Here is a 1,645-nt window from a genome sequence, read left to right on the forward strand (position 1 = left end):
GCATCGCCAGCGACAGGCCGCCCTGCAGCACCCAGTGCCCAACCACGACGTCTTCGTCGAACCCATAGAGCGGGAAGCCGGTCTTCTCCGGGTCCACGACTTGCGCGACGAACTCGGCCCAGGCCTCGTTGTAGAACCCGAGCGCGGTCCAGTCCAAAGCGCCGATCTCGCGGGCATGGTCGAACCCGATGGCGTGCACGAGCTCGTGGGCGAAGAGCGCCCAGTATCCCCCCTCGTCGGGGGAGTAGCGGTAGAGGTGGATCGTGCCGTCCTTGTCGATGTGCGGCGTCTGCGACCTGAGGTCGCCATTGAGCCGCACTCTGATCACCGACGTCAGTGGAAATGCCGGAGGGATGATCGCAGCGACCGCGGCGTACAAGGCCTCTCCCCGATCGATCCCCATTTGCATCTCCGCGTCGGTGCTCGTGTCCGAGTCGGCTACCAGCTGGAAATGCTCACTCGCACGTTCCAGGGGCTCGGGTGCGTGGCAACCGACCAGCGCAGCGCAAAGAACTGGTATCAGGAACCGCATCGCCTCGATGTTGATGGGTGACGACCTGTTCTTCAAGAGGGGGCGCGCGCCTCGATGGATTGTGAACGGGGAATCCCGCGCACCAGCCCCTCGGGATGCTCGCCGCCCTGCTCGGCAGCTAGGCGCATCGCCTCCCACCATTCGTCGAGCAGCTCCTTGCCGCGGCGCCGCCGCATCCTCTCCGCCTCGATCAAGAAGCGCCCGAGCACCGGAATCCTCAGCCGGCCCCGATAGCCCAAGTCGTTGATAGAGATAGCCTTACAGACACCTGCCACGCGCCGATCTCGAACACTGTCCGCTTCGTCCTCGGGAATCCGCGCGCTCTCGAGCTGGGAACAGCTGTTTCCGGACAGGATCTAGCTCGCGGGTGGAGATATAGTGTCGCCAGATTCGCCGCCGGGCGAGAACCGCACCGACGAGGAAGATGATGTACTGCCAGGCCTGCAGCGCCTTGAACGACGACCAGCGGGAGTTCTGCCACCGCTGCCAGCAGAAGCTGCTGGTGGTCTCGGGCGGCTATACGGCCGAGGATCAGGATGCCTTCGACGACCATCCCGAGGAGCAGTATTCGCTCGACGAGCACCTGCTCGAGCGCATCTCGATTCTCGAGGAAGCGGTCAGGCGCACCGCCCATTCGGTGCGCCTTTCGCTCGCCTCTCTCTACAAGCTGGAGCAGAAGATCCTGGTCAATCAGACCGGGGTCACCACGCTGCGTGATCTCCTCGAATCGAAGAATGTCTTCGGACAGGGGGAATGGAACGAGCTGTGGGAATCCCGCATGGAGAGTCAGCTGCTGGCGCTCGAGAAGCGCGAGCGGTTTGCCGCGGTCAAGGAGAAGATCGAGGCCCTGTATCGGGGAGACGCGCGGGACGATTTCGTGCGTTTGCTCGAAGAGGCCGAATACGCCCTGCTCGCCTTCGACGTCCAACGCGCGGTCGGCAGGCTCGAAGCGGCAAACCAGCTCGATCCTGCCAATCACGAGCTGGCGTTTTTCCTCGCCGAGACCTTCTTCAACGACGGCAACAACGAGGTCGCCCGTGCCTACTTCGGGCGCGTCCTGGCGGTTAAAGACGATCACTTCGAGAGCCTGGTCTACAGCGGCGTGCTGTGGCA

Annotated in this window: 3 protein-coding genes; 1 reads left to right on the top strand and 2 read right to left on the bottom strand. The window is 63.6% G+C overall.

What is annotated here, in order from left to right; genetic code table 11:
- Both GY725_25940 and GY725_25945 read right to left on the bottom strand, forming a co-directional pair.
- The coding region (locus GY725_25940; GenBank protein ID MCP4007638.1) for a hypothetical protein at positions 1-403 on the bottom strand (403 nt) is incomplete at its 3' end.
- A 161-nt stretch (positions 404-564) separates the two neighbouring features.
- Positions 565-807, bottom strand: a complete 243-nt coding sequence (locus GY725_25945) for a hypothetical protein (GenBank protein MCP4007639.1) — start codon at positions 805-807, stop codon at positions 565-567.
- 152 nt (positions 808-959) lie between these two features.
- Between GY725_25945 and GY725_25950 the strand changes: the two genes are divergently transcribed.
- Positions 960-1,645, top strand: a 686-nt coding sequence (locus GY725_25950) for a hypothetical protein (GenBank protein ID MCP4007640.1), incomplete at its 3' end; no start/stop codon positions are given.

The sequence above is a fragment of the bacterium genome, from assembly GCA_024226335.1.
Classification (GTDB): domain Bacteria; phylum Myxococcota_A; class UBA9160; order SZUA-336; family SZUA-336; genus JAAELY01.